The 12,785-nt window shown below is 50.7% G+C and carries 12 protein-coding genes; 1 reads left to right on the forward strand and 11 read right to left on the reverse strand.

Features of this window, described 5'->3' with window-relative positions:
- Positions 1-143: 143 nt before the first annotated feature.
- From ACM9J1_RS13140 to ACM9J1_RS13160, 5 genes are all read right to left on the reverse strand, one after another.
- On the reverse strand, positions 144-560 hold the full coding sequence (locus ACM9J1_RS13140) for a hypothetical protein (protein WP_415582529.1): 417 nt from the start codon (positions 558-560) through the stop codon (positions 144-146).
- The gene (locus tag ACM9J1_RS13145; protein WP_415582530.1) at positions 560-1,501 is read right to left on the reverse strand and encodes an NAD(P)H-dependent flavin oxidoreductase; all 942 of its coding nucleotides are present in this window, start codon (positions 1,499-1,501) and stop codon (positions 560-562) included. Before ACM9J1_RS13145 ends, ACM9J1_RS13140 begins: the two co-directional genes overlap by 1 nt.
- Positions 1,502-3,118, reverse strand: a complete 1,617-nt coding sequence (locus ACM9J1_RS13150; RefSeq protein WP_415582531.1) for a S8 family serine peptidase — start codon at positions 3,116-3,118, stop codon at positions 1,502-1,504. It abuts the gene before it with no gap.
- 68 nt (positions 3,119-3,186) lie between these two features.
- Complete coding sequence (mnmA, locus tag ACM9J1_RS13155; RefSeq protein ID WP_415582532.1) at positions 3,187-4,374, reverse strand: tRNA 2-thiouridine(34) synthase MnmA; 1,188 nt, start codon at positions 4,372-4,374, stop codon at positions 3,187-3,189.
- A gap of 36 nt (positions 4,375-4,410) precedes the next feature.
- Positions 4,411-5,124, reverse strand: coding sequence for a toxin-antitoxin system YwqK family antitoxin (locus ACM9J1_RS13160; RefSeq protein WP_415582533.1), 714 nt, complete (start codon positions 5,122-5,124; stop codon positions 4,411-4,413).
- Between the two features lie 96 nt (positions 5,125-5,220).
- On the opposite strand from ACM9J1_RS13160, the gene ACM9J1_RS13165 reads away from it, so the two are divergent.
- Entirely contained in the window at positions 5,221-5,352 is a 132-nt protein-coding gene (locus tag ACM9J1_RS13165) for a hypothetical protein (RefSeq protein WP_415582534.1), read from the forward strand.
- A 62-nt stretch (positions 5,353-5,414) separates the two neighbouring features.
- Here ACM9J1_RS13165 and yidC read toward each other — a convergent pair whose 3' ends face one another.
- The 6 genes from yidC to ACM9J1_RS13195 all read right to left on the reverse strand — a co-directional run bounded on the left by yidC (position 5,415) and on the right by ACM9J1_RS13195 (position 12,769).
- Positions 5,415-7,310 (reverse strand): membrane protein insertase YidC, encoded by a 1,896-nt coding sequence (yidC, locus tag ACM9J1_RS13170; protein WP_415582535.1) that lies wholly within the window; start codon positions 7,308-7,310, stop codon positions 5,415-5,417.
- Between the two features lie 68 nt (positions 7,311-7,378).
- Entirely contained in the window at positions 7,379-8,992 is a 1,614-nt protein-coding gene (locus ACM9J1_RS13175; RefSeq protein WP_415582536.1) for a CTP synthase, read from the reverse strand.
- Positions 8,993-9,129: 137 nt separating this feature from the next.
- A complete protein-coding gene (locus tag ACM9J1_RS13180; RefSeq protein WP_415582537.1) occupies positions 9,130-9,366 on the reverse strand; it encodes a DUF3820 family protein in 237 nt (78 codons plus the stop codon).
- Between the two features lie 107 nt (positions 9,367-9,473).
- Positions 9,474-9,875, reverse strand: coding sequence for an OsmC family protein (locus tag ACM9J1_RS13185; RefSeq protein ID WP_415582538.1), 402 nt, complete (start codon positions 9,873-9,875; stop codon positions 9,474-9,476).
- A complete protein-coding gene (locus tag ACM9J1_RS13190) occupies positions 9,872-11,872 on the reverse strand; it encodes a LysM peptidoglycan-binding domain-containing protein (protein WP_415582539.1) in 2,001 nt (666 codons plus the stop codon). The genes ACM9J1_RS13185 and ACM9J1_RS13190 overlap by 4 nt, the downstream gene beginning before the upstream one ends.
- 12 nt (positions 11,873-11,884) lie before the next feature.
- Entirely contained in the window at positions 11,885-12,769 is an 885-nt protein-coding gene (locus ACM9J1_RS13195; protein WP_415582540.1) for a LysM peptidoglycan-binding domain-containing protein, read from the reverse strand.
- Positions 12,770-12,785 lie beyond the last annotated feature (16 nt).

Genomic DNA, 12,785 nt, shown 5'->3' on the forward strand with positions numbered 1-12,785 from the left:
CGCTATTTTTGGACTGTTCAATATTATGAACAAAGTCATTAACAATAAATTAATAGGATTTCGATGTCGTACAAAAAATACAAAAGGCTCTTTTCAGAGCCTCAATTTATTATTACCTAACGCAACCGCCGCTTCAATCCGGATTATTTGTCCTTGTAATTCTCGATATTGTACATCAAGATGACATTCTTTTGGTTGATGTAAAGCTGCTTGCGGCCGCCTTGTTTCTTACGGGTGATAATTGAAATCGTAAACGGATTTCCTTCCTCATCGGCACAGGAAAAGCCATAAATCAGGTCGTCGTCGTTTTCCTCTTCGGGCTGATAGGTCACGATCTTGTACAACTGGATTTCCTGCGAATACACGATGATGCGGTCTTTCTTGGTATCGAGGGTAATGATCAACTCGGTCTTCTGCAGCGGCGACCAATCGCCCCATTTGCCTTTCTCGTTCTTTTCGAGCACGCTGAAACCGGTCGCCTTGAACCGATACACTTGCGCCGATGCCTGCATGCCGACTGCCAAAAATAATATGATGATGAGTGTCTTTAATTTTGCCATTATCCTAAATGTATTGCTTCTTTTTTGGCCTGCTCGAATTCGGCCATCATCTCGGCGACGATTTGCCCGGCGGGTTTGATTTCGTGGATCAGGCCAGCGATTTGCCCGATTTCCAGTTCGCCTTCGTCCATGTCGCCCTCGAACATGCCTTTCTTGGCGCGCGCGCGTCCGAGCAACGCTTTCAAGTCATCCACTGAAGGTGATTTGGCGTACAGTTCCTGCAAATCGTTGTAGAATTTATTTTTGATGAGCCGCACCGGCGCGAGTTCCTTCAAGGTTAATTGCGTGTCGCCTTCCTTAACCTTAACTATCATTTCCTTGAAATTATTGTGCGAGGACGATTCGTGCGACGCCGCAAAACGGCTGCCCACCTGAACGCCATCGGCACCGAGCACCATCGCCGCCAACATGCCGCGACCGGTAGCGATACCGCCAGCCGCAATCAAAGGGATTTGAATTTGCTCGCGTACCATAGGGATCAAAGTCAACGTCGTCGTTTCGTCGCGGCCGTTGTGCCCACCGGCTTCAAAACCTTCGGCAACAATCGCATCAACGCCGGCTTCCTGCGCCTTGAGTGCGAATTTTGTACTGCTGACCACATGGACAACTGTAATCCCGTGTTCTTTCAGGAATGGCGTCCAGGTCTTGGGATTTCCGGCGGACGAAAATACAATCTTCACACCTTCCTGAACGATGATGTCCATGATTTCCTCAATGTTCGGGTACAACATCGGTACGTTGACCCCGAACGGCATTTGCGTTTCCAGCTGGCATTTGCGGATGTGTTCGCGCAGTACGTCGGGATACATCGAACCTGCGCCAATCAACCCTAATCCGCCTGCATTACTGACCGCGCTCGCCAACCGATGGCCGCTGTTCCAAATCATGCCGCCCTGCACGATCGGGTATTTTGTATTGAAAAGTGCTGTAATCCTGTTCACTTATCCTTTGATGAGTTTGCCCGATTGGGTGGTTTGGCCCGCCGTGAGCGTATAAAGATAAACGCCGCTGCCCAAGTTTTCGAGATTGACCAAGCGGTCATGCGAACTAATACTTTTCTGCGCCACGACTTGACCCAGCGGATTGTAAATGGTCATATGGGCTTGCGACACGTTGTCAGGCAACAATATGGAGATTTGCTCTTGCGCCGGATTCGGGAAGACGACGAATTTGGACGCGCCGACTTCTCCGGTAGCCAAAGATGCAAGGTTTAGCGCAGCCATAAAGTCCGGGATTCCGTAGCCCATTTCATCGGTTGGGTTTTCATACAGGCTCGCCGATTCGCGGACGACTTGCATGACTTGTGCGTTGGTTAACTGCGGATAGGCCTGCCAGAACGAAGCCACCATTCCGGCCATGATCGGGCCTGAAAACGACGTACCGCTCGCCGTGACCACCGCACCCGACGGATTGGCCACCACAGACGCTTGCCCTTGCGCATCGACATCGGGCTTGACGCGCCCGTCGAAACTCGGGCCGATCGAACTGAAAGACGCATAATCGCCGAAAGCATCCACGGCACCGATGGTAAAGGCGTTGATGGCATCGGCCGGTGTCGCAATGAAGGGATCGCTGGAGTTGCCTGAGTTTCCGGCAGACACGACCATGATCATGCCGCGCGTAAAAGCGATATTGGCACCGCGCGCACTGAATGTGGTTTGCCCGTCCATATCTTCATAGGTATGGCTGTAGTTCGGGTTGTCGTATCCGAAATAACCCAAGGACGTATTCACGACATCTACGCCAAGGCTGTCGGCGCGTTCGACGGCTTCTACCCAAAATGATTCCTCGATTGGGTTTTCGCCGTTTACGTCTTCGGTGATGAACAAGTAATAAGACGCATCGGGCGCCGTGCCCACCAATTGGTTCTGGACATAGCCGCCCATCGTGGACAATACCATCGTACCATGCGAACTGCGTGTGTAAATATCCTCATTGCGGTCCACGAAATTGTAACCGCCCAGAATCTGGTTGTTGTCCCGCAGGCGTTTGAACGGTTGTACGGTATTTACACCCGGAAAACCGGCATCAAGCACCGCCACAATCTTACCTTGGCCGGTGTAACCTTGCTGGTGCAGGAATTGGCCGTTGAGCATTTCAATCTGGTTGGCCGAACTGCCATATGGGAAATCAACCTGCGTGTCGAGCGTCTTGGCCGTCGTATGCGAAGCGTTCTGTCGACGCGGTTTGCCGGCAGGATTCAGCGACGGATTTGCGAACTGGACATGATCGACGAAATTAAAAGCCGCCAAGGCATTGATTTCGGATTGGCTGCCGCGGACATGGATGGCATTGAGCCACTTGGACTTGGCCATCACTTCCACCGTTCCGAGTTGGGCGATTTGTTCGATGAAACTTTGTTCAATCGGCGCATCTTTGGTATCGAGGCCGATGCCTTGCGCGACGCGTCGGTCGAGCGAACGCTGTGAAAGCATAGTCAACGGATTGCCCAGATACGTATCGGCGTTGGGCTTGTCATTGAAATACACCCATGCGTCTTCTTGCGCAAAAGCAACAGACGAAGCCAACAAAGCGAATATGAAATAGATTTTTTTCATGATTTTTTGAAAATTATCCAAAGCTACAAAATTGTCGCACAGGAAAATGCAACGCGAAAACTTTTTGGCTATTTGGAGATGACGCCCGAACCAATCAATTCATCATCGGCATACCAAGCAACAAATTGCCCCGCGGTAATCGCCGACTGCGGTTGCTCGAAAGACACGTAAAGGCCGTCTGCAAACTTGTGCAAAACGGCTTGTTGCAATGGCTGGCGGTACCGGATGCGCGCCATGACCGGCATGGTTTCACCTGGCGCCAAGGCCAAATCTTCGCGCACCCAATGGATTTCGTCCTCGCGTACGTACAACGCCTTGCGGAACAATCCCGGATGCGCATTGCCTTTGCCAGTGTAAATCGTGTTGGTTTGCACATCGGTGGCAATGATGAACAGCGGTTCGCCCGTGCCGCCCACATTCAGGCCTTTGCGCTGCCCATTGGTGAAATAATGCGCGCCTTGGTGCTTGCCGACGACTTTACCCATATCCGGCGCGTAGGAAAACCCTTCCGCTTCACGGATGAGCGCCTCGGCGGCATCGGGAAACACTTCGCGGTTGGTATAGACCGGATGGTTTCGGTCCACTTCGTAAATCAGTCCTTCCTTTGGTTGGAGTTGTTGCTGCAGGAATTCGGGCAAACGTACCTTCCCGATGAAACACAGCCCTTGGGAATCTTTTTTCTCGGCCGTCACCAAATACATCTTCGCGGCAATTTCCCGCACTTCGGGCTTGGTCAGTTCGCCAATCGGGAACAACGCTTTTGACAATTGTTCCTGTGAAAGTTGGCATAGGAAATACGATTGGTCTTTGTTCTTATCAATACCGGCAAGCAGTTGGTATATTTTTTTCCCGTCAATATCTGTTTCAGACTTCCGGCAGTAGTGCCCGGTTGCGACGTAATCTGCTCCCAGCTCCAAGGCGATTTTCATGAATACGTCAAACTTGATCTCGCGGTTGCATAGCACGTCCGGGTTGGGCGTGCGGCCTTTCTCGTACTCAGCGAACATGTAATCTACGATGCGCGCCTTGTATTGTTCGCTTAGATCGACGGTCTGGAAAGGGATACCGAGTTTTTCTGCGACGAGCAGGGCATCGTTTGAGTCTTCCAGCCAAGGACATTCGTTGGAAATCGTGACCGAATCGTCGTGCCAGTTCTTCATGAACAAGCCAATGACTTCATATCCTTGCTGCTGCAAGAGATACGCCGCCACACTCGAATCCACGCCACCCGAAAGCCCAACCACTACTCTTTTCATGACTTAAAAATAGGCGGCAAAGGTACGATGAAATTTTTAATCTTCTACGGGTTTGGGAACGGTCTTGGCGAACTTACGGCGGAGCGGATATTTTTCCTTCTTCTCGAATTTTCCGCCTTTGTAGAATTCCCAAACGCCTTTCTTGAGGCCGTTTACATATGGCCCTTTTGATGCCAGGTTTCCGTCTGAATCGCGGTAAATGGCAATGCCGTCGGGTTGCCCTTTTTTGTAGGTGACTTCCTCCAGGACGATACCGGATTCCGTGTATTTTTTATAGGCGCCTTCGCGGATGCCGTTCACATAATTTTCCTCTTCGGCGATTTTCCCGCTTTTGTAGAATGTTTTGCGGGCGCCGCTCAATTTACCGGCCTTGTAGAATTCGATGGTCATGACGACAGGCGATGCTTCATGGTAATATTTCCACTCGCCTTCGTACTGTTTGTTGACGACATTGCCCTCGCTGACCTTGTTGCCTTTCTGGTCGTAGAAAATCGTGTAGGCGCCGTTGCCTTTGGTGAAATCACGGGTGGCAATCATGACATGCGCCTTGGTATCGTCGTAAAACTTGAAGATGCCGGTTTCCTTGCCGTGGTCAAAAGCACCTTCGTATTTGACCCGTTTGGATGTTTCATAATAGCCTTTCCATGGGCCGTGTTTCTTGCCGGCGGCATCGACTTGATTGTCACTTTGCTGCTGGGCCGAAAGCGTTCCAAACAAAAAGATCAAGAGTAAGACCATCGCTTTTTTCATCGTCAAAAATTTTGAATATAACTGCGGGGCGCGGGTTTTAGTATAAAGGTATGTAACAAAGTACAATTTCAACGACTTGTTCCGAAAATCAAAACCATGGAATTACCGAAATTCTTTAAATCAACCACCCGAAAAATCATCCTTGGAATGGCCGCTTTTCTGGCGCTGGTGGCGCTCTTCAAGTCTGGCGTACACGTTGGCCAATGGCTGTTCGTGAAACTGCACTAAAAACAAAGCCGCGAATCCACGAATCAAAAATTCGAAAATTCGCGGCGGTATTTTTCCTGTAATTACTTTTTCTTCTGGGCCGCTTTCTGTGCTTCGGCCTGCTCCATCAATTCCTGCATCTTCGCCTGGAACTTGCTCTGCTTTTTCGGCTTGAGCTTGTTCTCCTGGATCTGCGCGTGGATTTTCTTCTCGTCCACGACATATTTCTTGATGACGATCATGATCCCGATAGTCACCAAGTTGGAAATGAAGTTGTACAATGACAAGCCTGAACCGTAGTTGTTGAAGAACAAGAGCATCATGATTGGCGAGAGATAAATCATCACCTTCATGATTTTCGCCATGTCCGGCATGCCTTCCTGCGGCGGTTGCGCCATAGCCTGATCTCCGGTCGTCATCTTCATGTAGATGAAAATCGCAATAGATGCCAAAATCGGGAACAACGACACGTGGTTGCCATACACCGGAATGGTGAACGGCAAATGGTAAATCGCATCGAAAGACGACAAGTCATCGGCCCAAAGGAAACTCTTCTGGCGCAACTCGATCGCGGCCGGGAAGAACTGGAACGACGCGTACATGAACGGCAACTGGATCAGCGCCGGGATACAGCCTGCCATTGGGTTCACGCCGGCTTTCGAGTACAACGCCATGGTTTCCTGCTGGCGCTTCATCGGGTCTTTCTTGAATTTCTCGTTGAGTTCGGCCATTTCTGGACGCAGCACTTTCATTTTCGCCTGAGACAGGAAAGACTTGTAGGTAATCGGCGACATCAGGAGCTTGATCAGCAACGTAAACAAAATGATGGCGATGCCGTAAGCGAAATAAGAACTGATCAGCCCGAACAACGGAATGAAGATCCAGCGGTTGATCCAGCCGAAAATGCCCCAGCCCAAACTGATGATGCGCTCCAGGCCGCGGTCATACTTCTTCAGGATGTTGTAATCCGTCGGGCCATAATACCAGTTCATCTTGTAGTCGAGTTCGCCGCCCGAAAACGCCAATGGCGCGGTCATGCGCATTTCCTTGGTGAACGTCGAGTCGTGTTTTTCGTTGTTGGTCAAATCGTTCGAATACAACTTGGCCGATGCCAAGGGTTTTTCGGTCATCAAGATCGATGTAAAGAAATGCTGCTTGAAGGCAACGTAAGTCGGTTTTTCGATGTCTTCTTCCTGATTGGATCCGGCCGAAACGTAATCGTGTTTGCCGTCTTCGTATTGGTAGTTGATTTCGGTATAACGGTTTTCATACGAAATGCTCTTTTCGTTGCGGAAGGTTTTCATACCCCAGTTCAACTCGGTCGGCGACGACGTGTTGAGCACTTTGGCCAAACCTTGCGAACGGATGTTGAAATCCAGCATGTAATTTTCCGGTTTCAACACGTATTTGTATTCCAGGAACTCATTGGCGCCGGCCTTCAGGCGCATGGTCAAGATCTGGTCTTTCCCGGATTGCGTCAGCGTGGGCTCGAAATACAATTCCTTGGTGTCGAGCACGCGGTTGTCATTGGTCTTGAGCTTGAGGTTGAGTTGCGCGTTGTTCTTATTGACGAGTTCAACCAATTGGCCAGAACCTTTTTCGAACTTCGTGAATTGCTTGAGCGTGGCTTCGGAAATATAACCGCCTTTGTTGGCGATCTTGAGTTTGATCAAGCTGTTTTCCAAAACGGTGTAACCTTCCTTGGCCGATGCCAGCGTACCGGAATACGCGAATGCGCCCAACGTAGCCTTGAGTTTCGCCATTTGCGCCGAATCCTTGAACGTCGTGTCCACGGCCGTAATCGCGCTTTTGATGCTTGCATTGCGGATTTTCTCTTCCTTGGCGACTTGCTCCTTTTTGGCTTTCTCGGCGGCTACTTGTTTCTCGTCGGGTGCGTTCATGAACATGATCCACATCATGATCCCGAAGATTAAGATGAATCCGATGATCGAATTCCTGTCGAACTTTTTTTCTTCCATGTTTAAAATTCAAAGTCCAAAGTTCAAAGTTTTCGGCCACTCTTGCGCCTAACTTTGAACCTTGAACGTTATTTTTGTTTTGCCTTCACCGTCGCCGCTACAAAACTCACGAACAACGGATGCGGGTCGGCTACCGTACTTTTGTATTCCGGATGGTATTGCACGCCGATGAAAAACGGATGGTTTTCAATCTCGATGATTTCCACCAGCCCGGTTTCTGGGTTGATGCCCGACGATTTCAGACCGGCGCTTTCCAGCTGCGCGGCGTATTCTCCGTTGTATTCGTACCTGTGGCGGTGGCGTTCCATGATGCTTTTCACGCCATAAATTTTGCGGGCCAGGCTGCCTTCCTTCAAATCGCACTTCCACGCGCCCAGACGCATTGTGCCACCTTTGTCGGTGATGCTTTTCTGGTCTTCCATCAAATCGATGACCGGGTGCGACGTGCCTTTGTTCATTTCGGTGGAATTGGCGTCCTTCAGCCCCAAAATATTGCGGGAATATTCGATGACGGCCATTTGCATCCCGAGGCAAATCCCGAAGAACGGAATCTGCTTTTCGCGGGCGTAACGCACGGCTTCAATCTTGCCTTCGATGCCGCGCTCGCCGAAACCGGGCGCAATTAAAATCCCGTCGAGGTCTTTGAGTTTTTCGGCAACGTTGTTGGCGTCGATGTGCTCTGAATGTACCGACACCACATTCACTTTCGTTTCATTTGCCGCGCCTGCGTGGATGAACGCTTCCAAAATGGATTTGTACGAATCCTGCAATTCTACATACTTCCCGATCAGGCCGATGTTCACGACGTGCTTCGGATTTTTCAGGTGTTGCAGGAAAATATTCCAATTCTTTAAATCAGGCGTATTCTTTTTCGGGAGCGCGAGTTTCTTGAGTGCCACAACGTCCAGTCCTTCTTGAAGCATCATGTTCGGGACTTCGTAGATCGTGGACGCGTCGATGGATTGAATGACGGCTTCGCGTTTGACGTTGCAGAACAACGCCAATTTCTGGCGCAGTTCGTCCGACAATTCGTGTTCGGTACGGCATACCAGGATGTCGGCTTGGATACCGCTTTCCATCAGGCTTTTCACCGAGTGTTGCGTAGGCTTCGTTTTCAGTTCGCGGGCGGCGGCCAGATAAGGCACGAGCGTCAAATGCACGACGATGCCGTTGTTCTCGCCCAATTCCCAAAGCAACTGGCGCACGCTTTCTATATAAGGTAACGATTCGATGTCGCCCACCGTACCGCCGATTTCGGTGATGACGATGTCATAGTCGCCGGAATTGCCCAGCAACTGCATGCGCTCCTTGATTTCATTGGTGATGTGCGGCACGACTTGTACGGTCTTGCCCAAGAATTCGCCGCGGCGTTCCTTTTCGATGACCGACAGATATACGCGGCCGGTGGTGACGTTGTTGGCCTGCGAGGTCGGGATGTTCAGGAAGCGTTCGTAATGGCCCAGGTCGAGGTCGGTTTCTGCGCCGTCGTCCGTCACAAAGCACTCGCCGTGTTCATAAGGGTTGAGCGTGCCCGGATCGACGTTGATGTACGGGTCAAATTTTTGGATGGCTACCCGGTAGCCGCGTGCCTGGAGTAATTTTGCGAGTGACGCCGCGATGATGCCTTTCCCGAGGGAAGACGTTACGCCGCCGGTCACAAAAATATACTTCGTTTGGTTCATTGTAGTTGTGTTGTGTGGTAAAAAAACGTGGCAAAAATACGATTAATAATTGACAATGGATAATGGATAATTGACAATTATTTTGGGGAAACGGCAGGCTTGGAATTCACGCAAGATGGGCCGCCGCCAGCCAAGAACTACTGCCTGGACCGAGGGTATTGTCTGCGGATGTTACGCACCAAATCTTCCAAACCGTTTAACTGTAATTCGTAGACTTGCTGCATTTGCTGGCCGAGCAATCCGGCGGGGAAACCCTTGTTTTTATACCAGACGAGATAATATTCGGGAAGGTCAATGAGGTAACGGCCTTCGAATTTGCCGAACGGCATTTTGGCATACGCGAGTTTGATGAGGAATTCTTTTTCTGGAACCATGTTTCGGGTGAGGCCGCGTTAGCGATGGAAACGGCATCCTTTTGCAAAGCGCAGCGGCGCAAAAGATATAGTGGACAGCGCGGGCCGAAGGCAACGCCCAAAACAATTTAACGCCATTGGCAGGTAATTTCCTGAACCAAGTCGGGATGCAGGCTCAGTGCCACCGGGCAATGGTGGCCGACACGTTCAAGTACGGTGCGGTCGCGGTCTTCGTGCGTGCCGGTCATGGACAAGGTGACAATGATTTTGGCGATCTTGCGCGGATCCGATTGCATCACTTTGGTGACTTCGGCCGTGGAGCCGGACAAATCAATGCCCATCGTGTCGGCTTTGATGGCCATAGTCGTGAGCATGCAAGTAGCAAGTGAGTTCGCGATCATGTCCGTCGGCGAAAATGCCGCGCCTTTTCCGTGGTTGTCCGTGGGCGCGTCTGACAATACCGTGCTGCCCGATTGCAAATGGACGGATTCGGTGCGCAGCCCACCGACGTAGGTTACTTTTGAGGTCATTGTGCTTCTTTTACGGAAAGGTCTTCCTGATATTCCAACACGTAAACGCCTTTGTTTACAAACCCTTCGCCCGAAGTCGTGTAGGCAAATTTGCTCTCGACCTGTTCTGTTTTTTCGATAGCCGCCTGGTTGAAAGGCTTGTCTTGCGATAGGCGCAGCATGGTATCAAATGTCACGTCGAAACCTCGCACGGCGTATTGGCTTGGAAAAATCTTGTTGTCGCGTTTGTAATGGTTTTCAAATGCGCTGGCCGCCGCACTATTGTTCTCGCGTGTCATCGACGGATACAGCAACTTGAGAATGGTGAGGCGTTTCATGGAAATCTCGTCGTAATCGAGCGTTTCGTTGGCTTCGAGAATGGCCAGTTGCAACTGGAAATTCGCCATTTCGTTAAGCAACAAATTGGTCGTACTCAAGATCATGCCCGTTTTTTCGGTGTCGAGTACGATGAAATTCTGGCGGTCTTTCACGAGCAAACTCTTCAGGCTTTCGATGCTGATGTTGCCGATGTCATCGAGGCCTACAAACTGTGCCTCTGGACAATTCCTTGCAATGAATTCCTTGCTGGTGGTACGTTTGGGATCGTTCACGATGATGATGTTCCCGTTTTTTCGCATCATGTAATCCAGCACGGCCATGCGCCCAACGTCGGTCGACGGCATGGCTTGGTAAAGGTTTGCGTAGGGTTTGCCCGATTCTTTGGACAACGGCGAAATCACTGGAACGTCGGCCTTGTCGAGCAGTTCGGCAGCGCGTTCGGCGTGTTGCTGGTAAAACGGCCCGATAACCGCATCGACTTCCTTGAAATTGTTGCCTTGGATAAGCGATGCCACATTCGAATTGGCTTTACTTTCCTCGGAGTCGTAAATCTTGACATCGATGTTCATCCCAAGGGTTTTGGCTGAATCGATGGCCACGAGCGCGCCGGCGTAAAAGTCGAGCGTCATGTTCAAAAAGGCGTCTTTCTTCAACCTTTCAGCGACAGACTTCAACGAATCGCCCTGTATTTTCGAGGCGTTGAACGGCAGCATCAATACCAACTGCTTCTTTTCGCGTGATGAGATTTTCTTGGTTAAGTCTGTGGTCGCGTCCGTCCTTTCAGCGATGACCGATCCGCGGCCCGGCACTTTCAAGATCATGCCTTCTTTTAGGCCGTCTTTAAGCTGCGGGTTTAAAGTCATGAGTTCTTTTTCTGAGATGCCGAACATCTGCGTCAGGCTGAAAATAGTCTCTTTTGGCTTGACCTCGTAGTTGGCGTAGCCTGAAAATTTGGTGTTTTTCGGCTCGGTTGTCGTCGTTGCGGCTGGCTGTTGCTCTGGCGTTTTGGCCACCGGTTTTTCGACGATTTCGGTATGCGTTTCGGTCGCGCCGCTGCCCGAGACGACGAGTTTGTAACCAATCGGCAGGTTCTTTTCGATGCCCGGATTGCGCTGTTCGAGTTCGGCCACGGTCATACCATATTTCTTGGCGATACCGAATTTGGTTTCTTTTGGTTCCACCACGTGGTATGACACATTTCCGGTTGTAGTGGTTTTGGTTACTTTGGTAATCGCGGGCGCTGGCGTTGGTTTGGCAACAGGCGTGGTCTCAACAGCCGCTCCAGTGCCGCCCGACGCCGGAATCTTGATGGTTTGCCCGATCTTCAAGCCTTGGCTCAAGACGGGGTTGGCCGCTACGATTTCGTCCACGGATACGCCGTATTGTCTGGAAATACTAAAAAGCGTCTCCTTGGGTTTTGCCGTGTGCGTGGTGGCTTTTGTAACTGGTTTTGTGACCGCAACCTGTGCCCCGGACGGAATCAGTAACACATCGTTTTCCTTGATTCCCGCTTGTGCATCTGGGTTGAGTTTGTAAATGTCGAAGGGCGTAATGCGGTACTTCTGTGCGATTTGGGTAACGGTTTCGCCCTTTGCAACCGTGTGCTTGGCCTGGCCGAAACTGGCCCAGGATGTAAACAGCAACACGATGATGGCATGCATGGCGCGGTTGATTTTCATACAGGTTAAGTTTTAGTTCGTCGTGCGGATGGTGAGCACTTGCCCAATCTGCAATCCTTTTTTGAGCAGGTCTTCGTTCTGCGACTTGATGTCGTCCACGGACACGTTGTATTTCCTTGACAGGCTATACAATGTTTCCCCTTTTTCCACTTTGTGTTTCACTTCGGCGCCGGCGTCTGCGGTAGTCGTATCGGCTGGCGGCTCGTAATATTGGATGCGCGGTGCCGGTTTTTCCACAGGCCTTTCCGCTGGCTTTTTCGCGGGTTTCGGCGCAGGCGTTTCGGCCACGACTTCACCCGATGCGCCGCCAATAGAAAGCACTTGCCCCGGTTGCAGGCCGCGTTTCAGGATGCTTTCATTTTGTTGCTTGATGGCATCCACCGATACGCCGTAACGCCTGGCGATGCTGAACAGCGTTTCGCCTTTGGCCACGGTATGCGATGTGGAAACGCCCGAATCCATGCGTTCTGCGGCGGTTGTTTCCGCAACTGGCTGGACGTCCGGATCAACTTGGTTTTCCACCGGTTCTGCCGGTGGCGCTTCCGTCGTTTTTTTCTTGCGGACGGTGGTCGTGGTTTTGGTTGTCGTCGTTGTGGACGTGGTTTCGTCACCCGACGTTTGGGTAGATGTTTGCGTGTTGGAACTACTGTCAGCGACCACCTGATCGGCCGCTTCTTCTTTTTTCGGCACCATCAGTTGCAACACCATGCCTTGGCTGATGCCGTCTATGGCGAATTTGTTCAACCGATAGATTTCTGCAGGTTCAATCTTGTATTTCCTTGAAATCATCCGTACCGTTTCGCCAAGTTGCACTTGGTGGCGGATCATTTCAAATTCTTGTGCAAAAGCGTTTTGGAGCGAAAAGACAATCAATAAAACCAATAAAAAACGTTTCATCTTTTCTTTTTTAAGT

Origin of the sequence: Flavobacterium longum (assembly GCF_965137575.1) — a bacterium.
In the GTDB taxonomy this organism is placed as follows: Bacteria; Bacteroidota; Bacteroidia; order Flavobacteriales; family Flavobacteriaceae; genus Flavobacterium; species Flavobacterium longum.